General features: G+C 61.9%; 18 protein-coding genes. 5 read left to right on the forward strand and 13 right to left on the reverse strand.

Annotation, left to right across the window (positions count from 1 at the left end; translation table 11 throughout):
* Window positions 1-21: 21 nt before the first annotated feature.
* Genes GGD57_RS05245 through GGD57_RS05255 form a run of 3 tightly spaced genes read right to left on the reverse strand, consistent with a single transcriptional unit; the run spans window position 22 to window position 3,674 of the window.
* On the reverse strand, window positions 22-1,302 hold the full coding sequence (locus GGD57_RS05245) for a M24 family metallopeptidase (RefSeq protein ID WP_184467551.1): 1,281 nt from the start codon (window positions 1,300-1,302) through the stop codon (window positions 22-24).
* Between the two features lie 40 nt (window positions 1,303-1,342).
* Entirely contained in the window at window positions 1,343-2,431 is a 1,089-nt protein-coding gene (locus GGD57_RS05250; RefSeq protein WP_432443265.1) for an FAD-binding oxidoreductase, read from the reverse strand.
* Complete coding sequence (locus GGD57_RS05255; protein ID WP_184467553.1) at window positions 2,421-3,674, reverse strand: aromatic ring-hydroxylating oxygenase subunit alpha; 1,254 nt, start codon at window positions 3,672-3,674, stop codon at window positions 2,421-2,423. The genes GGD57_RS05250 and GGD57_RS05255 overlap by 11 nt, the downstream gene beginning before the upstream one ends.
* 111 nt (window positions 3,675-3,785) lie before the next feature.
* Here GGD57_RS05255 and GGD57_RS05260 point away from each other — a divergent pair, with 111 nt between their 5' ends.
* The gene (locus tag GGD57_RS05260; RefSeq protein ID WP_184467555.1) at window positions 3,786-4,673 is read left to right on the forward strand and encodes a LysR substrate-binding domain-containing protein; all 888 of its coding nucleotides are present in this window, start codon (window positions 3,786-3,788) and stop codon (window positions 4,671-4,673) included.
* A 15-nt stretch (window positions 4,674-4,688) separates the two neighbouring features.
* Here the strand turns inward: GGD57_RS05260 and GGD57_RS05265 are convergent, their stop codons facing one another.
* From GGD57_RS05265 to GGD57_RS05275, 3 genes are all read right to left on the reverse strand, one after another.
* The gene (locus GGD57_RS05265; RefSeq protein ID WP_184467557.1) at window positions 4,689-6,341 is read right to left on the reverse strand and encodes an acyltransferase; all 1,653 of its coding nucleotides are present in this window, start codon (window positions 6,339-6,341) and stop codon (window positions 4,689-4,691) included.
* Between the two features lie 158 nt (window positions 6,342-6,499).
* Complete coding sequence (locus GGD57_RS05270) at window positions 6,500-7,423, reverse strand: EamA family transporter (protein WP_184467559.1); 924 nt, start codon at window positions 7,421-7,423, stop codon at window positions 6,500-6,502.
* A gap of 242 nt (window positions 7,424-7,665) precedes the next feature.
* Window positions 7,666-8,853, reverse strand: coding sequence for an MFS transporter (locus GGD57_RS05275; protein WP_184467561.1), 1,188 nt, complete (start codon window positions 8,851-8,853; stop codon window positions 7,666-7,668).
* A gap of 93 nt (window positions 8,854-8,946) precedes the next feature.
* On the opposite strand from GGD57_RS05275, the gene GGD57_RS05280 reads away from it, so the two are divergent.
* Complete coding sequence (locus GGD57_RS05280) at window positions 8,947-9,840, forward strand: LysR family transcriptional regulator (protein ID WP_184467563.1); 894 nt, start codon at window positions 8,947-8,949, stop codon at window positions 9,838-9,840.
* An 82-nt stretch (window positions 9,841-9,922) separates the two neighbouring features.
* On the opposite strand, the gene GGD57_RS05285 is transcribed toward GGD57_RS05280, so the two are convergent.
* Together GGD57_RS05285 and GGD57_RS05290 are read right to left on the reverse strand one after the other, a co-directional pair.
* On the reverse strand, window positions 9,923-10,669 hold the full coding sequence (locus GGD57_RS05285; RefSeq protein WP_184467565.1) for an SDR family NAD(P)-dependent oxidoreductase: 747 nt from the start codon (window positions 10,667-10,669) through the stop codon (window positions 9,923-9,925).
* Between the two features lie 35 nt (window positions 10,670-10,704).
* A complete protein-coding gene (locus GGD57_RS05290; protein WP_184467567.1) occupies window positions 10,705-11,097 on the reverse strand; it encodes a DoxX family protein in 393 nt (130 codons plus the stop codon).
* A gap of 156 nt (window positions 11,098-11,253) precedes the next feature.
* Between GGD57_RS05290 and GGD57_RS05295 the strand changes: the two genes are divergently transcribed.
* Window positions 11,254-11,634 carry a winged helix-turn-helix transcriptional regulator gene (locus GGD57_RS05295; RefSeq protein WP_184467569.1) on the forward strand — a complete coding sequence of 127 codons (381 nt, stop codon included), beginning with the start codon at window positions 11,254-11,256 and terminating at the stop codon, window positions 11,632-11,634.
* Window positions 11,635-11,691: 57 nt separating this feature from the next.
* Here GGD57_RS05295 and copD read toward each other — a convergent pair whose 3' ends face one another.
* The 5 genes from copD to GGD57_RS05320 form a co-directional block, all read right to left on the reverse strand.
* Window positions 11,692-12,585: a copper homeostasis membrane protein CopD gene (gene copD, locus GGD57_RS05300; protein ID WP_184467571.1), complete on the reverse strand. Its 894-nt coding sequence runs from the start codon at window positions 12,583-12,585 to the stop codon at window positions 11,692-11,694.
* Window positions 12,582-12,947 (reverse strand): copper homeostasis periplasmic binding protein CopC, encoded by a 366-nt coding sequence (gene copC, locus GGD57_RS05305; protein WP_184468009.1) that lies wholly within the window; start codon window positions 12,945-12,947, stop codon window positions 12,582-12,584. Before copC ends, copD begins: the two co-directional genes overlap by 4 nt.
* A gap of 98 nt (window positions 12,948-13,045) precedes the next feature.
* Window positions 13,046-14,419 (reverse strand): PepSY-associated TM helix domain-containing protein, encoded by a 1,374-nt coding sequence (locus tag GGD57_RS05310; protein WP_184467573.1) that lies wholly within the window; start codon window positions 14,417-14,419, stop codon window positions 13,046-13,048.
* 82 nt (window positions 14,420-14,501) lie between these two features.
* Window positions 14,502-14,903 (reverse strand): DUF2946 family protein, encoded by a 402-nt coding sequence (locus GGD57_RS05315; protein WP_184467574.1) that lies wholly within the window; start codon window positions 14,901-14,903, stop codon window positions 14,502-14,504.
* A gap of 84 nt (window positions 14,904-14,987) precedes the next feature.
* Window positions 14,988-15,482 (reverse strand): Lrp/AsnC family transcriptional regulator, encoded by a 495-nt coding sequence (locus GGD57_RS05320; RefSeq protein ID WP_184467576.1) that lies wholly within the window; start codon window positions 15,480-15,482, stop codon window positions 14,988-14,990.
* Window positions 15,483-15,655: 173 nt separating this feature from the next.
* On the opposite strand from GGD57_RS05320, the gene GGD57_RS05325 reads away from it, so the two are divergent.
* Both GGD57_RS05325 and putA read left to right on the forward strand, forming a co-directional pair.
* Complete coding sequence (locus tag GGD57_RS05325; protein WP_184467578.1) at window positions 15,656-15,862, forward strand: hypothetical protein; 207 nt, start codon at window positions 15,656-15,658, stop codon at window positions 15,860-15,862.
* Between the two features lie 27 nt (window positions 15,863-15,889).
* Entirely contained in the window at window positions 15,890-19,597 is a 3,708-nt protein-coding gene (gene putA, locus GGD57_RS05330) for a trifunctional transcriptional regulator/proline dehydrogenase/L-glutamate gamma-semialdehyde dehydrogenase (RefSeq protein WP_184467580.1), read from the forward strand.
* The last annotated feature ends 12 nt before the right edge of the window (window positions 19,598-19,609 follow it).

The raw sequence follows: 19,609 nt of genomic DNA on the forward strand, positions 1-19,609 counted from the left end.
GACAGCTATCGCGCGAAGAGTTCAGATCTCTTCCCACGGAAAGCTGTCCAGCCGCTCCGCGCCCTTTGCCGTGATCAGGGCCTGGGTTTCCAGCTTGATGCTTTCGGATCCGGCTTCGGCGATCAGGCTTTCCACGTTGAGCACCATGCCTTCCTCGATGATGCCGCTGAAATCGGGATCGAAATCCGGATGCAGCAGTACTCCCGGCCACTCATCCGCCATGCCCGTTCCGTGCAGGGCCAGCGTGTAGCGATAAGGCTGGTATTTCTCCGGAATCCGCCACGATAGCTCGTTGAACTCGCGGAACGTCATGCCGGGCCTGATGACCGACAGATTGTGTTCGATCTGGTTCCTGGCCGCCGCGTAAAGCTCCTTCTGCTTGGCGTTCATCGCGACATGGCCGCACGTCCATGAGCGCGAGAGGTCGGCGCAATAGCCGTAGGGACCGATCATATCGGTGTCGAAGGAGATCATCTCACCACGCTTGACGGCATAATCCGAACATTCCTGATACCAGGGATTGGTTCGCGGCCCTGCGGTCAACAGCTTGGTTTCGAGCCATTCGCCGCCGCTGCGCGCATTTTCGAAGTGCAGCTCGGCCCAGAGCTCCCGCTCGGTGCGGCCCGGCTCGGACACCTCGTATATCCGCGCCATACCTGCTTCGCAGACGCGGATCGTCCAGCGCATCAGCTCGATTTCCTCGGCGCTCTTGATCGACCGCGCCCGTTCCGCCAGTTCCTGGCCGTCGAGGAGGGTAAATCCGCGTTCCGTCAGTTCGAACGCGCCTGATGGTTCGAGCCTGTCGACGGCGATGCGCCTGTTGCCGCCGTTCCCCGTCACCAGGTCGGCGATCTCGTCCGCCCAGGCTTTCAGGCGGGGTTCTATGAGGTTGCCGGCGGTGAAGAAGATCCAGGATTTCGCCGGCCGGACCTCGTCGATACCGGGGAGCCCGTCATTGACGTGTTCTGCACCTTCGAATTCGAAAATGATAGCTGGGCCGTCGGCCAGGATCAATGCGTAGCGCGACGGATTATGCATCGTCCAGATGCTCATATTCGACGAGTCGAAGGCATAGCGGATGTTGACGGGATCGTAGAGCAGCAGGGCGCCGCAATCCCACTCGCGCATCTTCATGCGCAGCCGCTCCAGCCGATAGCGGCGCGCGCGGTCGAGCGTTTCGGCCGGCACAGGGCTGATGAGAGGCCGGTCGGCCCCATCGGGATTGAGGTAAGCCTGCTTCCGCTCGTCCTTGAAGACCGTCGAGCCGCTCAGCTCGACGGAATCGTTTTCGTCTCGCAACATCCGAATGATCCCCTGTTGTCGGTGGGTAGTGCAGTATTGCTCAGCGTTCGATGACGAGATCGCTGAGCGGCTTCGAGCAGCAGGGCAGGAAAAAGCCGGCGTCGATTTCCCTCTGCCGGATGCCGCCATTATGGTTCATCTCCACCGAGCCGGAAATAAGCTTCGACTTGCAGGTCCCGCAGACCCCGTTCGCGCAGGAGGAAGGCAGGCGGACGCTGCCTTTCTTTGCCGCTGAAAGTACGGTCTGGTCTGACGGCACTGCCAATGTCTTGTTCTGTTTCGAGAATTCGACCCGGAAAGTCCTCGTCGCCGGCTGTGCTTCGACGTCGAGGCCTGGCTCGTCGATGACCGCGGCGTCGAAGCTCTCTTCGATATAGTTTTCTGCCGGGACGCCGAGAGCCGCCGTGATCGAACGCGCCGCCGCCATGAACGGCGCGGGACCGCAGCACATGACGATGCGTTGGGCGATGTCGGGAACGGCAAGCTTGAGGAATTCCGGCGAGATCCGGCCGGTCAGCCCCGGCCACGACAATTCGCCGGCGACCGTCTCGGGAAGAAACTGGAGACGCAGTCCCTTCATCCTCGCCGCGAGCCCCGAGAGGTCATGGCGAAAGATCAGATCGGCAGGCGTTCTCGCCGCGTGCAGGAAGACGATGTCCGACGCTTCGTAGCGGTCTGCCAGATCACGCGTGATCGACATGACGGGCGTGATGCCCGAACCTCCGGAGAGCAGCAGAAGCTTGATCTTCTCACCCTTGGGTCGGATGAAATGACCAAGCGGTCCCTGACCCTTGGCGGTCATGCCTGGAGCCATGTGGTCGTGGAGCCAGTTCGATATCCGGCCGCCGGGCACGCGCTTGACCGTCACCGTAAAGGCGTTGCTTCGATGGGGCGACGACGAGATGCTGTAGCATCGCGCCTCGCCATCCGAACCGCTGGGGAAGTCGAACAGAAAATACTGGCCGGCATCGAAGTGGAAATGCTTGCCTTCGGGCGACGCGAACGTGAAGCTTTTCACGTCATGCGTCTCCTGATGGACGTCGAGACAGACGAGGGTCTCGTCGGTCTCCGGATCCCAGACCTGCTGCGCGCTCTGACCGAGACGCATGGATGTGAGATCAATACCCATGGGCGCGCATCCGGTCGATGTACCAGGTGGCGAACTTGTCGAGGTTCGTCTCGGAGAAGGGGGAATAGGGGCCCGGCTGATAGGCGGGATCGAGAGCGCCGGCATGGGAACGGGCGACGAGGTCGGCGTCCTGGTCCGTCGTTGCGATCCAGACATCCGTCAGCTTGTCGAGGTCGTAATCGACCCCTTCGACGGCGTCCTTGTGCACCAGCCACTTGGTCCTGACCAGCGTCTTGCCTGCCGAGAGCGGGATGACGGTTGCCACGACCGCATGGTCGCCCATGAAGTGGTTCCAGCTGTTATGACCCCAGAGATGCGTGTCGCCGAGATCCTTGCGGGTCATCTGCCCGAGGAGCTTGGAGGAGGCGGCGGTGGCGTCGTGGGTCTGGGATTCGCCGGCGCCCGATATGATCAGCCGCTGCGTGCGGAAGTTCGTGGCGCAGTCGGTGAGCTGCTCGATGGCAGCCGAGGGGAAACCGTCGGCCTCCCATGCCTGCGTGCGTTCCTCGTAAAGGCGGAAATGCTCCGCTGCCTGCTCACGGTCTTCGGGGCTCAGCGTTTCCGGATCGAAGCCGAAGTCGAGATCGACGAAGGAGACGCAGAGTTCCGGGTGGTTGGCGGAGCAATGGTAGCATTCGCGATTGTTTTCCATCGTCAGCTTCCAGTTGCCGTCCTCGATGACGTCGGTCTGGTGAGCGATCTTGGCATTGCGGATGTCATAGGGAGCTAGACGCTCGACCATCGCCTGTTCGAGGCCGGCAATGTCCTCGGGCGGATTGTCGGAGAGGCAGACGTAGATCAGGCCGCCGATCGATTTGAAGGTGACCGGTTTCAGGCCGCGACAGTCCTTGTCGAAATCCTTGCCCATATGAGGGGCATAGCTGAGTTCGCCCGTCAGCTCATAGGTCCAGGTGTGGTAGGGACAGACGAGCTTCGAAACGATCGTCTTGCCCGGATTGAGAAGGCGGGAGCCGCGATGGCGGCAGACATTGTGCAGCACGCGGATTTCGCCGTCGTCGTCACGCAGCAGGATCAGGCTCGTCTTGCCGATATCCATCACCGTGGCGTCGCCGGGTTCGGCAACATCGCAGTCGAGGCCGACACAGATCCAGTGATTGTGGAAGAAGACGTCGATATCAGCTTCGAACACGTCTTCTCTGGTGTAGAGGCCGGCCGGCAGCGAGTGGCCATCGGCACGGGCTTCGAGAAGGGCTGAAATGGAAGACGGAAGCCTGTTTAGCATGAGAACCTCTTATGTGAGAGTTTCCCTAGATTGCGCTTGCAGAGCTGGGCTTTCAACGGCATAAAAAATCACGTTCGCATAATCTTTTCTCATGTGATAAGGCATTCGAGAATGCAATTTCGAAGACGGCTTCCATCGTTGACCGCACTGGTGACCCTGGAGGCGGTGTTGCGCAGGAAAAGCTTCACCCTGGCGGCGACGGAACTCGGCGTCACCCAGGCGGCGGTCAGCCGGCAGATTGCCTCGCTGGAGGAGGGGCTCGGCCAGCCGCTCTTTGTGCGCAAGCACCGGGCGATCGAGCCGACGGCGGCCTGCATCAGCCTCGGCGCGACGTTGGCGAAGAGCTTCGCCGATATCGCCGAGAGCGTGGAGGCGATGCAGTCGCGCAGCCAGGACGTGGTGACGATCGGGGCGACCGTCGCATTCTCTTCCTTCTGGCTGCTGCCGCGGCTCGCGGAATTCCGCCGGGCCAATCCCGGTATTCTGGTGCGGGTGATATCCCAGGACAGCCCGATTGCTCTCGATGGCGCAGAGGTCGATGTGGCGGTCCGCTACGGCCTGCCTCCCTTCAGCGACGGCACCGTCATCGCCTCGCGCGGCGACGTCATTTCCCCCGTATGCTCTCCGGATTATCTCAGGCGTCGCGGAGATGGTCCGCTCGGCTCGGCGGACGAATTCATCGAAACGGATGTAGTCGACCGCTCCTGGTACAACTGGTCGCAATGGGTATCGCTCACCGGCTCCAGTATCGAGGTCAAGCCGTCGCTGCGCTTCAACCATTATACCGAGAGCATCGCCGCGGCGCGCGCCGGGCAGGGGATTGCGCTCGGATGGCGCATGCTGATCGGCACCTTTCTCGAGGACGGGACCCTGGTGCGCGCTGAGGAAAGCGAGCTTGCCGCAGAGGGGCGTTACAACGTGATCGTGCCCGTCAAAGCCAAGCGCAGCAATGCCCGCGACCTCGCCGCCGCCTGGCTGACGGCGTCGCTGCATGGTTGATCGGAAAAGCCAAAGTTACAGACCCAACCCGGGCGTTGCCGTCCGGTGCACACCTTTGGGAACGAAGACGAAGCGATCTGTCAGGCCGAGGAAATCGGCAGCCAGGTGAATGACGGAAAGCCACATTTCCGTGCCCTGCAGGCTGGGTTCGCCACCGTCGGCGAAGGGGAAACCTTCGCCATCGCGCCATCTGTCCAGCGCCCTTGAGATGAGATTGCGCGCGATCGCCTCCCCATCGGCGCGCCGGTAGTCGGTCTGCCGGGCAATCAGCAGCAGAGGATGGATCGTATCGAGCAGATTGCAGGCATTGTATCTCTCGGCAACGAAGCCTTTGTGATTGCGATAGTTCAAGTGAACCGTTTCGAGTGCGGCATGCGGGTGCGGAAGCGCGAGGCCGAATTGGGCATAGGTGCCGCGCGTCAGGCGATAAAAGCCATTCACCGGCTGCAGCCATCCTTCGAGTGCCGTCGGCTCGCCCCAGAGGCCGGAGACGCTGTCGGCATGCCGGCTCAGCCACTCGAAGAGCGCCTGCCGCGGATGCCGGATGCCGAAATACTTCGCATTGAAGTACATAGCGGTTCCGATGGCATCGGCCACGCTGCCGGCGTGCCAGGCCCTGCTTTGCCAAGGCAGGGCGCTGAGCCATCGGTCGAGGTCCTGAGTGTCGAGCCGGACAGCCTGGACAGGTTGCCGCGGATGGGAGCCGAGCAGTTCAAGCGCGTATCCAACCGAAAGGACATTGTAGAGCGCCTTCGGATCATCCCTCAGCGCCTTGTCCGGCACGCGCACATGCTCTTCCGGGAATAGGCCGGTCTCCGGGTCCTGGAGATTTTGGAGGCGCTCGATAACCTCCGGCGGATCGAGGTCCGGCGGCAGATGGCCGAAGCCGGCGGCAATTTCGATCGCGTCGCACAGATGCCGGATCGCCGGCCTGCCGATGCCGTCCGCTTCCAGCGATTCATAATTTCCCTCTATTCTCCACCGTGCGAGAATATCAGGCCATTGCTCTTGTGCCTTCTGCCCGAGCTTGAGCAATTGATCTTCGGTGTCGCCCGTGCCGGATTTTCCGGCGGCCAGACCCCGGCTTCGCAGCACCCGGGCGGGAACGCCGCCGGCAATCGCCATGGCGGGAATATCGCCGGTCACGACCGCCCCGGCGGCGATCACGGCGCCATTTCCTATCGTCGCGCCATCGAGTATCACGCAATTGGCGCCGATCCACACATCGTCGCCGATCGTGATGCCGATGCTGACGACGCCCTGGCGGTGTATGGGAACATCAGGATCGTCGAAGCCGTGATTGAAACCGACGATCGATACATGCGAAGCAATCCGCACGCCATTGCCGCAAGTCACCTTGCCGGAAACGCAGGCGTAAGGATTGATGGAGCAATCGTCACCGAGGATGACATCGCCGCGCACGAGTGCGTGCCCCGCAATCCACGACCGCTGGCCCATCGTCAGGCTTTCTGTGAAGATCGCGGCATTCTCGGCGATGTAAGATGTCTCGGCCAATGCAGCACCGCATGAGCGCCGAAGCTCCGCCTTGCGAGTGAGGTGTGCGGGATGATGAAGATCCGATGCGATGCGTTCCCAAGGAAGATATTGCAGCCTGCGCGCTTCCCTCTCTTCGCTCGCCGACGCTTGCGGGCTATGGGCGTGATCCATCCTGTTCCTCATTCGCGGGTTCGGTCGCCGAAGACTCGTTCATGTCAAGCGATCCATCTCCTGGCGGCATCAGACGCCGTGATCGCTTCGAAAGCAAGACGCAGAGGATGGGCAGGCATGATCCCTGGCCGTTTCGAGCCGATAGCCGTCATTTCGTTTTATGTGGTGCTGATCAAAGCCGTCCCGATGATGGCAAGTCCTGCTCCGCACCAGGCATGGACGCGCGGCATTTGACCGCTTCGCAGCCATACCATCGGCAGGATGACGACGGGTGTCATGGAGGAGAGCGTCGAAACGATGCCGACGTTTCCCGTGCTAAGCGCAGCCATCAACAATGACATGCCGAGCGCGGTGCCGAAGAATGCCGCTATGACGGCAATGCCGAAATCGGCTTTGCGGAAATCCGCTACGTCTCGCCGGATTTTCGGCAATGCCAGTAACGACCAGAAGAAAAGAACAGCCAGGCCGGATCGCACCGCCATGGCTGCGAAAGGCTCGACCCCTGAAGCCATGGCGGGACGGGCAAGCAGGCTTCCCATAGCCTGACCGAAGGCTGTGAAGATGCCAAGCGATATGCCGAGCAGGGATGGCGGCGGTCCGCTGGCCGGGATGGATTCGATAGGTTCGGCGTCCGAGAGAGGGATCATGGCGGGTGGCCGGCGGCGGCGAAGGCCGATTGCGATAACGATGCCGGCAAGGATCAATCCAACACCCGCACCCTGGGTGGCGCTGATCGTCTCACCGAAAGCGAAATATCCCATGATCAGCGCGAATGGGGAGGTCAATGAAAAGAGCAGGGCCGTGAGACGCGGTCCGGCCGTATAGATCGCAGCAAAATAGGTCGTGCTGGCGAGAGCGATCCCAAAGACGCCCGATGCGGCCAGATTCCCTATTTGCCACAGCCCGAGAGTGGCCCAGCCTCCGACGATTGTTGCCACGCTCGCGGTGATCACGAAGCCCGCCGTGAGCTGCCAGCGAGCGAGCCGCATCAAGGGCACACGGCCATTGAGCTCGCTTATGAACATGGAACTCAGCGCAATGCATACGGCTGAACTCAGTGCAAACGCTTCCGACACAAACATCAACGGTCACCTCGGTCGTCAGCAATCTAACGCCCCGGATATCTGTCAATGTGATCGGGGATGTCGTGGAGCCGGCAACGGTACCAAAGTGGCCGCCCGGTTCGTTGCATTTTGTATTCCGCGGATCGCCTTCACGAAAGGCTCGAACCGAACTTGTCCCAGCCTTATTGATCGGCTCCATCGCGACTTTGGTCGACGTATCGGCAATGTGGGGCAGCCTCGAGATGCGCTCGCCGGAAGCTTCAGGCGCGGCGGCCGGCGAGGGCTGCAAGGACAGCCGAGCCGGCAAGAAGGACGGCGGCCAGCAGGAAGGTGCTCCACCATCCCGCAGCGTCGAACAACATGCCGCCGGCAAACGCGCCGCCGGCGATGGCGAGCTGGATCAGCGCCACCTGCAGCCCGCCTGCCGCTTCCAGTTCACCGGGGACGATGGCGGCCATCCATGTATTCCAGGCGATCGGAATCGGGGTCGAGAAAAATCCCCACATGACGAGCAGAGAGCCGGTCACTGCCGCAAACGGCCCGAAAGCGATCAGCAGCAGGGCAAGGATCGCAAGCGTCGCCGGCAATCCGACGAGAACGAGGAAGAGGTGCCGCCGGGCGGCGAAGCCGATGACGGAGGTTCCAGCCAGGCCGCCGACGCCAAGGCCGAGCAGCGTCATGGACAGAAGGTTCAATTCCAGTCCCGTGACGCTTTCGAGAAACGGACGAAGGTAAATGGACAATGCGTTCTGGCCGATGAAGGCGAGACCGGTCGCCGCCATTCCGATCGCGAAGGTACGATTGCGAAGCAGGCCGAATATTCGAGCCACCGACACGTTGGCCGTCGCGGGCATCGCCGGCAGGACGGCCAGTTGCCAGACAAGCGCGGCAATTCCAACGGGCACGGTGACGAAGAAGGTTCCGCGCCATCCGATCAACCCGCCGAGGAAACTGCCGAGCGGCGCGGCAAGGACGAGCGCGAATGCGGTGCCGCCCTGAAGCAGCGCAATCGCCTTGGGCAGATCACGGTTCGACGCCAGGCGTGCCAGAATAGCCGTCGACAGCGACCAGAAACCGCCGATCGAAATGCCGATCAAAGACCGCCCGACGAGAAAGACCAGGAAGTTCGGCGCCAGCGCAACCGCCAGGCTCGATGCAACGAGAACCGCCGTATAAAGCAAGACGACAGCCTTCCGGTCGGTTTTTCCCAGGAATGCATTGCCGAAAAGGCTGGTGATAACTGCGAAGACCCCGGACACGGTGATCGCCAATCCGGCCTGCCCTTCCGACACCGAGAGTTCCCCGGCGATCGGGGTCAGAAGGCTCACCGGCAGAAATTCCAACCCGACCAGAAGGAAGGTGAGAAGCGACAGACAGGTCACTGCGGCCCACCGGGTTGCCGCGCCCTCGGTCGCCCGGGTCTCATCCAATGTCAGCTCGATTGTCATCTATGCTCTCCTGTCTCTTGCCCAGAGATAGCCTGGCTGGTTTTGCGCGACTAGAAGCTATAATCTGAATGCCGTGATGCAGGAGATTCAACAATGAGGCGTGATGAGTTCACGGAAATGCGCGCGTTTCTGGAGGTGGCGCGAGAACGGAGTTTCACGCGCGCGGCATCGAAGCTGGGTGTCACGCGATCCGCCTTGAGCCACACGATCAGCGCGCTCGAAGCAAGGCTCGGCGTCCGGCTGCTGTCCCGCACCACGCGGGATGTGGCGCCCACGGTGGCCGGAGAGCGTCTTGTGGAAAGCATTCAACCCCATTTCGAAAGCATCGCCGCCGGCATCAGCGCCGTCAGCGCATTGCGTGACAAGCCCTCGGGCGAAATCCGGATCGTGTGCCCCGACGACGCCGTCGAACTGGTCTTTCGTTCGAGGTTGCCGGCATTTCTGCGTGATTACCCGGATATCACAGTGGAACTCATCGTCGACAACGGGTTCACCAATATCGTCGAACGCCAGTTCGACGCCGGCGTACGGCTTGGCGAAGCGATTGCCCGCGACATGGTGGCCGTTCGCATCGGCCCCGACGTCTCCTATTCCGTGGTCGGGTCACCGGAATATTTTGCCGGCCGCTCCGCGCCTGCGACCCCGCACGATCTGACGGACCACAATTGCATCAACCTGCGGCTTCCAACGTCGGGCGGGCTCTATGCCTGGGAGTTCGAAAAGGACGGTCGCGAATTCAGCGTCCGCGTCGAGGGGCAACTCACCCTGAGCAACATAGAACCAGCGATCCATGCCGCCCTTGACGGCGTCGGGCTGGCCTATGTGCCGAGGGACCTCGTCCGACCATATGTCGACAGCGGCCGCTTGCAGGAAGTGTTGGCAGACTGGAGCCCGACATTTCAGGGCTATCATCTCTATTACCCCAGTCGGCGCCATCCATCCCCCGCTTTCTCTACCTTCGTGGAAGCCTTCCGATACCGGCGTTGAAGGCAAGTTCCATTGAGAGGTCGATCGGGCAACGGGGCGCAATCCGCCGCGCCCCTGGCTGATCGGTCTTTTTCGAGGGCGGTTAGCGAGCGCTGTCGATGATGGCGCCGCCATCGGGAGTGAGGCTGTAGCCGGTGATGAACCGCGAATCCTTGCTGGCAAGGAACAGGACCACCGGCGCGATGTCGTCTTCCGGCGAGCCGAAACGGGCAAGCGCGTTGGTTGGCGCAGGGACATCCTTTGCCACGGCGCCCCATGTGTCGGCGATCGGCAGAACATTGTTCACGGTGATATTGTCTGTGCCCCATTCGCGCGCCGCGGTGCGCGTGAGGGCGCGTACGGCCTCCTTGGCCATGTTGTAAGGGCCGTAACCAGCCAGGCCGATGGTGCCTGCCATCGAACCGAAGTTGATGATCCGGCCTTCTCCACTCTCCCTGAGGTGAGGATGGCAAGCCTGCATGAAGCGCAGATACGCGATCGGCCCGGTGTCGAAGTTCCGTTGCAGTTGCTCGACCGAAAGGTCGATGACCGAGGACAGGACTGCCGAACCATCGAAGGCATTGTTCACGAGGATGTCGATGCGGCCGTAGGCAGCGACAACCTTATCCACCGCAGCGGTGATCTGGTCGGCCTCGCCAACGTCGCAGACGACACCGAGCGTGGCGCCACCTGTTCCGGCGATATCAGCGACGACGCGCTCGACGCCTTCGGGCGTCCGGGAAAGCACGGCGACCTTGGCGCCTTCGGCCGCAAACAGCTTTGCGGTAGCGCGGCCGATGCCGCGGCTGGCACCGGTGACGATCGCAACTTTTCCATTCAATCGACCCATTTTTATCTCCTTGATCTGACTTGGGTTACCGGACGTCAACGCATTGCCGCCTGGATATGAGCGGAGGGCACGCCACGGGCATCATTCTGCGTGACGAATGAGGTGAGAAGCAGCGCCATGCCGATTGCTGCCGGCAGAGCGCCGACAGGTTTTCGAACACCGATATGCGCAAGGCCGGACAGCAGCAGATGAAAGAAAATGCCGGCATAGGCGAGATCGCTGAGGGGCACGCTGACGCGCGAAAGGATGGCGGCCGGACCGAGAACCTTGATGGCGATCATGACCGGAACGAGATAGGGAGCCTTGTATCCGAGGTCTCCCAGCGCCTGTCGAACCCAGTCTCCCTTGATGACGTAGATGCAGGCCGAGGTAAGATAGAGCGCCGACAGAAGTGCCGTGCTGATCCAATATCCGTAATATTCAAGCATAGTTCGTCCCTGTCGCTGCCCGCGCAGCAACATTCCTCTCGTCGATTTTATCGGTTGATATTCAGAAGCGCTGTTTCACTGCGCTCCCTCGTGCATGTATGGAAAATGTCGTCTAAGATTTATATTTGCAAGTAGGATGAAATACTTGCTGCTAGTATGGAGAAGCAGACCATGGCTGAAGAAGGCGTCAATATGCATGAGGAGATGCGGCGCGCATTCGCCTTGCTTTCCGGCAAATGGAAGCTGGAAATCATGTGGCTGCTCAATCAGAGAATCTACCGGTTCGGTGAGTTGAGAAAGGCTATTCCCGGCATCACCCAACATATGCTGACGGCGCAATTGCGCGAGCTGGAGGCAGACGGTCTCGTGTCGCGCACCGTCTTTGCCGAGGTTCCACCGCGCGTCGAATATGCGATCACGCAAAAAGCGCGGGGCCTCGGGCCTACGATGGAAGCCTTGACGGCATGGTGGAACGAGTACGGGAAAAGCGTGCCGGTGAAGCCGGGTACACGCGGCCGGAAAGCGAAAGACGGCTGAACTGTCTTCGAGGCGATTGCCACCGTGGTCGCAACGCTTGGGAACCGCAGCCGCGACTTACATAGCAACCGGCTCCAGCGTGCCGAACCATGCCACCAGACCGACGACCGCAAGCGCCAGGACGATTTCGATCACGGTTCCGATCCTGAGTGCGGTCACAGCTCCACGAGACCGTGAGAGTTTGGGCACGAGCACATATCTGTGGAGGATCGCCAGTCCGATCATCGACAGGACGAGCACGATCTTCAGGGAAAGCAGAAACTGATAGGCAACCGACCAGTCGAGCGGGAGACCGCCGATGATCAGGAACATGTTGGCGATGCCGGAGATCAAAACCGCGCCGACTGCGACGTGGCCTGCCGTGGAGAAACGGACGAGCGCCGTCGCCGCGTCGCGGCCGGCCTGGCGATCTGACAGCAGCGGCAAAATCAACGCGACCGGGATCAGAGCCCCGAACCAGGCGCCTCCCGCCAGGACATGGACGATATCGTTGCCCCGATGCAGGGCGCGAAGCCAGCCGGTGTTCATGGCGGCATGGCCGCTCGCGGCAAGACCGGCCAACAGGAATCCCGCGGCGATCGTCGTGGTAGCGGCCCGCAATCGCATGGGCGCCGCGATGTATGCGAGAAAAACCAAGGCGGCTCCCGCCGCCTGCCACATCCACGCCGTGCCGATCGTGGTGCCGGAAAGAATATCCAGCATTGCACTGAAATCAAATGCCTGCGCCCAGTCTTCACCGAGGATCGCGGACCTGAAGGGGAGGGCAAGGACTGTGGCGGCCATGATGCAGCCGACGGCAAGGGCTCGAAACCAATATTGCCGTGTCCAGATATTCCCGGAAAGGGAAGCGGGAACGAGCAGCCACAGATATGCGGAGCTGCCCCACAGATACAGGGCAGCGATGTCCAGGAAAAAGCGGCAAGCGATATAGGCCGTCTCGGGCGTGATCACGGCTTGACGGTGAAGGTATAGCTGCCGCTGGTCTTGTGACCGTCGGTCGAAAGAACATGCCAGTCGACGGTGTAGTCGCCTGGTGCCAGCGTTGCGGAAACCGGAACCGTCAGAACCTTGCCATCGTCCTTCAGCCCGGCTTCGCCAAGCTCGATGTCCTTCTTGCCCAGGTCTGTGAGCTTCACGCCGCTGAACTTGAGATCGAGTTCTTCCGTGAAAGTCAGGTCGAGTTCGCCGGGAGAGACGACGGACGCCTTCTCAGCCGGGCTCGAAGTTTTCAGGTGGGCGTGAGCCAGGGCCTGGCTGGCGGTCGCGGCCGTCAAGATCAGTGCGATGGAAGCGATGCGGGCGAGTTTTGACATGGTCATCTCACTTATTTCCTTTGAAGTTGCCAGTGGGAGCGGTCGTTTGTCAAAGTTTCGTCGGAGGGCGGGTGCGGATCGTCTTTATCGGCACATCCTCAAGCGAAGGCACGCCGAAGCGGCGGGATCGTGCGAATGATGGCCTGGTCGACCGCGATCATCAGCAGGATGGCGAGACCGGTCAGCGGAAAGGCCAGGGCGAAGACGGCCGCGATGACCCATAGGCCGAAATAAACCGATCGCCGCGGCGGCAGCGGTGGAACCCCCACACGTCCGGACGGGCGTCGCTTCCACCACATGACGAGGCCGGTCGCGCAGGAAAGAATGATCGCCAGGCAGGTGGCAAGCATCAGGAATTGATTGGCGCGGCCGAATTCGCGCCCCTGGTGGACGTTGATGCCCCACTCGATGGCTTTTCCGAAAACCGGATACTGGCCGTAGGAGATATCGACGAGCGGCTTGCCGGAATACTGATCGATGTGGATGGTCCGTTCCTTGGCGAGATCATCGGGATAGATCGCCGCCGAATAGACGCCGGTTTCACCGGAAGGCATGGCAAGGTCGAAACCCGGCGTCAGACCGGCAGCCTTTGCGATTTCGACGGCCTTGTTCAGGCCTATCGGCTTCTTCGATCGGGCAGAGACAATGTCGGAGAGCGGGACCGGAGCCTGCTCGACCGTCCAGCCGACTGAAGGCAGGATGTCCTGGGTAACTTTCTCAGATTTCGGCACATCGTCCCAGAGTTGCGTGGGATAGCCCAGGCCATGGCTTCCGAGCCATGCCTGCACGTTCGAACCCCAATAGCCCGACCACGGCATGCCGGTGATCGCCAGGAAGAAGATCAGGAGGCCGGCGAAGGCACCGGTCACGGCATGCAGATCGCGCCAGAAGACGCGTCGGGCCGGTGTGCCACGGACGGTGACGATGCCGCCCGTCTGGCGGCGCGGCCACCAGAGATAGATGCCGGTCACGACAAGCACCATGGCGAATCCGCCGGCAATCTCGATCAGCTTGTTTGGAAGGCCCCCAAACAAAGCAAGACTATGGATGCGCTTGACGACGTAGTTGAACTCTTCGGTCGAGCCGACCGTATCGAGCACCTTGCCCTTATAGGGATCGATGAAGACCAGCGTGGAGCCGGCATGGCCTGACATCGTGACGATGGCCGAGCGCTCAGGCGTTGCCGGATCCTTGTAGGAGGTGACAGCAGCGCCGGGGACGGCGGCTGTCGCGATCTCCGCCAGCTTTTCCGGCGCCAGTGGCTGGCCCGAAGCGACGACGCCATAGCGATAGGCGAAGACGCTTTCGTTGATCTCGTTCTTGAAGAGATAGAGTGAACCGGTGATCGCCAGATTCAGCATGAAGGGGATGACGAGCAGTCCGGCGAAGAAGTGCCAGCGCCAGATGGCGCGGTAAAGCGAGACGCCGGCTACGGCGTTTTCCGCCGGAGCGGCGGAAGTGATGGTCGACATGATGAAATTTCCGAATCCGTGGCCGCTGGAAAAGGCGCGGCCGATAACAAAGCGCGCGCCTCAGCAGGGCTGATGCGCTGGTTCAGGTCAGGATCGGATCGGTAGGAGGAGCTCTGGGGCCGGTATTGGGCGGGTAAATGTGCCGGTGGAAGGCTTCGATGCGGATCGGAAAATCCACCCGAACGGAAAATGCGACAGCCTTCCCGGCGATGTCTGCGGGCGGCGGCAGGAGGGTGGAAGCACTGATCCGGCAGGCTTCGCAGCCGTGATTGTGGAGCCTGTGATCGGTGCCCGTCTTGCCTTCGTCGTCGGAGACCGTAACGCAAAGCGTAGGCAGCGTCCCGTCCGGAAGCACATATTCGGCAAGGTCGACGGGGTCGGCCGCGATCGCCGGGGCCTGGTGAGCAAATCCGACAGACACGAGTGCGATGGCGCATAGAATGCGCACCAGCCACTTCCCGATCATGTCCGAACGACTTTGCATGGTTCCCCCGCCATCCGGCGTGAAACGTTGATAATGCTCCCGAGCCGAAAGCTCAATGCGGCAATGTAGCCGCAGGGTCAATGATCACGAAAGGCTCGAGCCGAACTTGTCCCAGCCTTCCTTGATCGTCTCCATCGCGACGTTGGTCGAGGTGTTGGCAACATGCGGCAGCGTCGAGATGCGTTCGCCGAGAACGCGGCGGTAGCGGCCGATATCGCGGGTGCGGATCTTCAGGAGATAGTCGAACCTGCCGGCGATCATATGGCATTCTTCGACTTCCCTGATTTTCTTGATGGCCTCATTGAAGCTTTTCAACGCGGCCTCGCGGGTATCGGAGAGTTTCACCTCGACGAAGGCGATATGGTCGAGCTGCATTTTCGCAGGATTGAGGACGGCCTTGAAGCCTTCGATATAGCCGTCGTTGATCAGTCGCTTGAAGCGGAGCTGGCAGGGCGTCTTCGAAAGCCCGACGCGCGCGGCAAGATCGGTGATCGACAGTCTGCCGTCCTCGGCGAGCGCCGCGAGGATCTTTCTGTCGAATTGGTCCAATTCACTAAAGACGTCGGTTTCGTTAGCCATTTGAACTCTCGTTGATCTCTTTAAAAGTTCATACAGCTTGAAAACCGCTAAAATCAAGTGAGATCGCGATTTATGGCTGTGGTACATTCTGCGGCGGTAATGGGAAGAAGGTACGAGCGCCTGGCGCATTGCCGGGATCGGCAGCGGCGCCGCACCAAAAAGGGGGATCACGGATGCAGCAGAAACAAGCGGATGACGATCGGAAACCCGACTTGCTCGTTCACTACCGGCCGGTGGCGATAAGAGCGGTCGCGGCCGCGTTCACCGTCAAGCGCGACAAGCCGGATGCGCGCCCGCTTCGCGAGACGGAATATTCCGGTCCCGCTTTTCTGGATGATGCCCTCTGGGATGACGAGCCCGGTGTTCCATTTATCCGCTAAACAGATTTTGATTGAACAGGGACTCCCATGTTGAACGCAGCGATCGACCCCGCCTCCTCCAATGATCCCGCCGAGGGCGCGCCATTCGCCGCCTTCGCGCCGCCGATCCGGCCGCAATCCGAGCTTCGCCAGGCAATCACGGCCGCCTATCGCCGCCCGGAAACCGAATGCCTGCCGCCGCTCGTCGCAGCAGCACGCGTTTCCGAGGCCAAGCGCTATGACATCCGCAGCACCGCCCGCACGCTGATCGAGGCGCTGCGCGCCAAGCATAAGGGCACCGGCGTCGAAGGGCTGGTGCAGGAATATTCGCTTTCCAGCCAGGAAGGCGTCGCGCTGATGTGCCTTGCCGAAGCGCTGCTGCGCATTCCAGATACGGACACCCGCGACGCGCTGATCCGCGACAAGATCGCCGAGGGCAACTGGACCTCGCATATCGGCGGCGGCAAATCCATGTTCGTCAATGCCGCCACCTGGGGCCTCGTCGTCACCGGTAAACTCACCTCGACGGTTAACGACCGCAGCCTGTCGGCGGCGCTGACGCGGCTGATCGCGCGCGCCGGCGAGCCGGTCATCCGTCGCGGCGTCGATATGGCGATGCGCATGATGGGCGAGCAGTTCGTCACCGGCGAAACGATCGAGGAGGCGCTGAAGCGCGCCCGGCCGCTCGAAGCGCGCGGTTTCCGCTATTCCTACGACATGCTGGGCGAGGCAGCGACAACGGCCGCCGACGCCGAACGTTATTTCAAGGATTATGAAAAGGCGATCCACGCCATCGGCAAGGCGTCGGATGGGCGCGGCATCTATGATGGCCCCGGCATTTCGATCAAGCTTTCGGCTTTGCATCCCCGTTACGCGAGGGCGCAGGCCGGCCGGGTGATGGGCGAGCTGCTGCCGAAAGTCAAGGCGCTGGCGGTTCTCGCCAAGTCCTACGATATCGGCCTCAACATCGATGCCGAGGAGGCCGACAGGCTGGAGCTTTCGCTCGATCTGCTCGAAGAACTTTGCTTTGCCCCGGATCTTGCAGGCTGGAATGGCCTGGGCTTCGTCGTGCAGGCCTATGGCAAGCGTTGCCCCTTCGTGCTCGACTATGTGATCGATCTCGCACGGCGCTCCGGACGCCGCGTCATGGTGCGTCTGGTCAAGGGCGCCTATTGGGATGCGGAGATCAAGCGCGCTCAGCTCGATGGTCTCGACGACTATCCGGTCTATACCCGCAAGATCTACACCGACGTCGCCTATATCGCCTGCGCGCGCAAGCTTCTTAACGCACCCGATGCCGTCTTTCCGCAGTTTGCCAGCCACAATGCGCAGACGCTGGCTACGATCTATCACCTTGCCGGTCCCGATTTCGCCGTCGGCAAATACGAATTCCAGTGCCTGCACGGCATGGGCGAACCTCTCTATGATGAAGTCGTCGGCAAGGAAAAGCTTGATCGGCCGTGCCGAATCTATGCGCCTGTGGGAACGCATGAGACGCTGCTCGCCTATCTCGTCCGCCGCCTTCTGGAAAACGGCGCCAATTCCTCCTTCGTGCACCGCATCTCTGATCCGAACGTCTCGGTCGAGGCGCTGATCGCCGATCCTGCCGAAACCGTCGCCGCCATGCCTGTCGTCGGCGCTCCCCACGCGCAGATCGCCTCGCCGAAAGCGCTTTACGGCAGCGCCCGCGCCAATTCCGACGGTCTCGACCTGTCGAACGAGGCGACCCTTTCCGATCTGGCGCAGGTGCTCGCCGCCTCGGCCGCAAGCCCATGGCATGCGCTGCCGATCCTGGCCGATGGCTCGACGGACGGGGTGACCCGTGACGTCCTCAATCCTGCCGATCACCGCGATGTCGTCGGCACGGTCACCGAACTGAAGGTCGAAGACGCCGCCCGGATCGTCGCGATGGCGGCCGAGCATGCCCCGCAATGGGCGGCGGTGCCGCCGGCCGAGCGTGCGGCCTGCCTGGAGCGGGCGGCCGACATCATGCAGGCCCGCATCAAGACGCTGATGGGCATCATCATGCGCGAGGCCGGCAAATCGGCGGCCAATGCCGTCGGCGAGGTGCGTGAAGCGATCGACTTCCTGCGTTATTACGCCGAACAGGCGCGCAAGACGCTTGGGCCGTCTCATGCGGCCCTCGGCCCGATCGTCTGCATCAGCCCGTGGAATTTCCCGCTGGCGATTTTCACCGGGCAGGTTGCCGCTGCACTGGTGGCTGGCAATCCCGTGCTTGCCAAACCTGCCGGCGTCACGCCGATCATCGCCTCGGAGAGCGTCAAGATCCTCCATGAGGCGGGCGTGCCTGTGGGTGCCTTGCAGTTCGTGCCCGGCAGCGGCCGGCTCGGCGCCGGCATGGTGGGCGCTGAGGAAACAGCAGGCGTCATGTTTACCGGCTCGACCGAAGTTGCCCGCATGATCCAGGCCCAACTGGCCGAACGGCTTTCTTCCACCGGCAAACCGATCCCGCTGATTGCCGAAACCGGCGGCCAGAACGGCATGATCGTCGACTCCTCGGCCCTGGCCGAGCAGGTCGTCGCCGACGTCATTGCCTCGGCTTTCGACAGCGCCGGCCAGCGGTGCTCGGCGCTGCGCGTTCTCTGCCTGCAGGACGATGTGGCCGACCGGACCCTCAACATGCTGAAGGGCGCCTTCCGCGAGCTGACGATCGGTCGCACCGACCGGCTGAGCATAGATGTCGGTCCTGTCATCAATGATGGCGCAAAGGCCGAGATCGACCAGCATATCGAGCAGATGCGCGGCCGCGGCCGCAAGGTCGATCAGTTGCCGCTGCCCGAAAGTGCTGCGGCGGGCACCTTCGTTCCGCCGACGATCATCGAGATCAAGTCGCTGTCGGACCTGACCAGGGAGATCTTCGGGCCGGTTCTGCATGTCGTGCGCTTCAAGCGGAACGGCCTCGACCGGCTGATCGACGACATCAATGCATCGGGCTACGGCCTGACATTCGGGCTTCACACGCGGCTTGACGAAACGATCGCCCATGTGACGAGCCGCATCAAGGCCGGCAATCTCTACGTCAACCGCAACATCATCGGCGCTGTCGTCGGCGTGCAGCCTTTCGGCGGCCGCGGCCTGTCGGGCACCGGTCCGAAGGCCGGTGGTCCGCTCTATATCGGCCGGCTGGTACAGCGGGCTCCCGTGCCGCCGCAGCAGGATTCCATTCATACGGACCTCGCCCTTCGCGACTATATTGTCTGGCTCGACAAGAAGGGCTTGCCGGGTGAAGGGGAAGCGGCGCGCGGATATGCGAGCCGCTCGGCGCTCGGGCTCGAACGCGAACTCACCGGTCCGGTCGGCGAGCGCAATCTCTACGCGCTCCATCCCCGCGGTCGCATTCTTGCGGTGCCTGATACCGAAAGCGGGCTCCATCGCCAGATCGCCGCAGCGTTGTCCACGGGCAACCACATCGTCGTGGACGCCGGCTCCCTGCCGAAATCGACCTTGGCGGATCTGCCGGCGGCTGTCGCCAGCCGGGTTTCCTGGACGTCGGATTGGGAAAAGGACGGGCCGTTCTCGGGCGCACTCGTCGAAGGGGATCGCGACAGGGTTCTGCTTGTCAATCGGAAGATCGCCGCTCTGCCCGGTCCGCTTCTGCTGGTCCAGGCCGCGACGAGCGAGGAGTTGGCGAGCGATCCCGAGGCCTATTGCCTGAACTGGCTGCTGGAGGAGGTGTCGACATCGATCAACACCGCGGCAGCCGGCGGCAACGCGAGCCTGATGGCGATCGGCTGAGCCAGACAGGAC

The sequence above is a fragment of the Rhizobium esperanzae genome (genome assembly GCF_014197615.1).
GTDB lineage: Bacteria > Pseudomonadota > Alphaproteobacteria > Rhizobiales > Rhizobiaceae > Rhizobium > Rhizobium esperanzae_A.

What these genes read in the sequence shown, in the direction of transcription:
- GGD57_RS05245 (WP_184467551.1), bottom strand. Translation starts at nt 1,302, where the DNA reads ATGTTGCGAGACGAAAACGATTCCGTCGAGCTGAGCGGCTCGACGGTC.
- GGD57_RS05250 (WP_432443265.1), bottom strand. Translation starts at nt 2,431, where the DNA reads ATGGGTATTGATCTCACATCCATGCGTCTCGGTCAGAGCGCGCAGCAG.
- GGD57_RS05255 (WP_184467553.1), bottom strand. Translation starts at nt 3,674, where the DNA reads ATGCTAAACAGGCTTCCGTCTTCCATTTCAGCCCTTCTCGAAGCCCGT.
- GGD57_RS05260 (WP_184467555.1), top strand. Translation starts at nt 3,786, where the DNA reads ATGCAATTTCGAAGACGGCTTCCATCGTTGACCGCACTGGTGACCCTG.
- GGD57_RS05265 (WP_184467557.1), bottom strand. Translation starts at nt 6,341, where the DNA reads ATGGATCACGCCCATAGCCCGCAAGCGTCGGCGAGCGAAGAGAGGGAA.
- GGD57_RS05270 (WP_184467559.1), bottom strand. Translation starts at nt 7,423, where the DNA reads ATGTTTGTGTCGGAAGCGTTTGCACTGAGTTCAGCCGTATGCATTGCG.
- GGD57_RS05275 (WP_184467561.1), bottom strand. Translation starts at nt 8,853, where the DNA reads ATGACAATCGAGCTGACATTGGATGAGACCCGGGCGACCGAGGGCGCG.
- GGD57_RS05280 (WP_184467563.1), top strand. Translation starts at nt 8,947, where the DNA reads ATGAGGCGTGATGAGTTCACGGAAATGCGCGCGTTTCTGGAGGTGGCG.
- GGD57_RS05285 (WP_184467565.1), bottom strand. Translation starts at nt 10,669, where the DNA reads ATGGGTCGATTGAATGGAAAAGTTGCGATCGTCACCGGTGCCAGCCGC.
- GGD57_RS05290 (WP_184467567.1), bottom strand. Translation starts at nt 11,097, where the DNA reads ATGCTTGAATATTACGGATATTGGATCAGCACGGCACTTCTGTCGGCG.
- GGD57_RS05295 (WP_184467569.1), top strand. Translation starts at nt 11,254, where the DNA reads ATGGAGAAGCAGACCATGGCTGAAGAAGGCGTCAATATGCATGAGGAG.
- copC (WP_184468009.1), bottom strand. Translation starts at nt 12,947, where the DNA reads ATGTCAAAACTCGCCCGCATCGCTTCCATCGCACTGATCTTGACGGCC.
- GGD57_RS05310 (WP_184467573.1), bottom strand. Translation starts at nt 14,419, where the DNA reads ATGTCGACCATCACTTCCGCCGCTCCGGCGGAAAACGCCGTAGCCGGC.
- GGD57_RS05315 (WP_184467574.1), bottom strand. Translation starts at nt 14,903, where the DNA reads ATGCAAAGTCGTTCGGACATGATCGGGAAGTGGCTGGTGCGCATTCTA.
- GGD57_RS05320 (WP_184467576.1), bottom strand. Translation starts at nt 15,482, where the DNA reads ATGGCTAACGAAACCGACGTCTTTAGTGAATTGGACCAATTCGACAGA.
- GGD57_RS05325 (WP_184467578.1), top strand. Translation starts at nt 15,656, where the DNA reads ATGCAGCAGAAACAAGCGGATGACGATCGGAAACCCGACTTGCTCGTT.
- putA (WP_184467580.1), top strand. Translation starts at nt 15,890, where the DNA reads ATGTTGAACGCAGCGATCGACCCCGCCTCCTCCAATGATCCCGCCGAG.